This window comes from Klebsiella sp. EMBS2024 (assembly GCF_036233805.1).
Classification (GTDB): Bacteria; Pseudomonadota; Gammaproteobacteria; order Enterobacterales; family Enterobacteriaceae; genus Klebsiella; species Klebsiella pneumoniae.
In genome coordinates, this window is sequence record NZ_JAZARW010000001.1 from 4756817 (window position 1) to 4757111 (window position 295).

General features: G+C 49.8%; 2 tRNA genes. Both read left to right on the top strand.

The features are described from left to right. Window position 1 precedes the first annotated feature (1 nt). Window positions 2-78 (top strand) — tRNA-Ile (locus VZP09_RS21820). A gap of 36 nt (window positions 79-114) precedes the next feature. Beyond that, window positions 115-190, top strand: a tRNA-Ala gene (locus tag VZP09_RS21825). Window positions 191-295: the final 105 nt, after the last annotated feature.

The following is a 295-nucleotide window of genomic DNA, read 5'->3' on the forward strand; positions in this document are numbered from 1 at the left end:
CAGGCTTGTAGCTCAGGTGGTTAGAGCGCACCCCTGATAAGGGTGAGGTCGGTGGTTCAAGTCCACTCAGGCCTACCAAATTTGCGAAGCAAATTTGAAGAGGTTGCAAACGATGGGGCTATAGCTCAGCTGGGAGAGCGCCTGCTTTGCACGCAGGAGGTCTGCGGTTCGATCCCGCATAGCTCCACCATCTTTACTGCGAACACAAGAAAACTTCAGAGTGAACCTGAAAAGGTGCACTGCGAAGTTTTGCTCTTTAAAAATCTGGATCAAGCTGAAAATTGAAACGACACAC